At 34.8% G+C, this 253-nt stretch carries 1 protein-coding gene; it reads left to right on the top strand.

Features of this window, described 5'->3' with window-relative positions; all coding sequences use genetic code 11:
- Window positions 1–55: 55 nt before the first annotated feature.
- Window positions 56–253: PAS domain S-box protein (locus I3255_RS13370; RefSeq protein WP_238039252.1), on the top strand; the 198-nt coding region annotated here is incomplete at its 3' end.

Below are 253 nucleotides of genomic sequence, written 5' to 3'. Positions count from 1 at the left end.
AATTACATCATTACACCAAGATGAGGTGGGAAAACTGGTGTCATGTTTCAATACTATGATAGATAAACTCAACCAGCGAGAAGAACAAATACACAATTCACTCACCCAATTAAATAATGAAAAAGCTTTTGCAAATAATGTTATTGCCTCAGTTCAACACGCATTAATCGTTACTGATCTCAATGGTATTATCATACTTGCAAACAACCGTTGCTCTAAAGTATTTGGGTTGACTCCCAATCAATTACTGCAA

This window comes from Psychrobacter sp. Ps6 (assembly GCF_022129235.1).
Classification (GTDB): Bacteria; Pseudomonadota; Gammaproteobacteria; order Pseudomonadales; family Moraxellaceae; genus Psychrobacter.
This window is presented reverse-complemented; position numbering and strand designations above follow the sequence as displayed.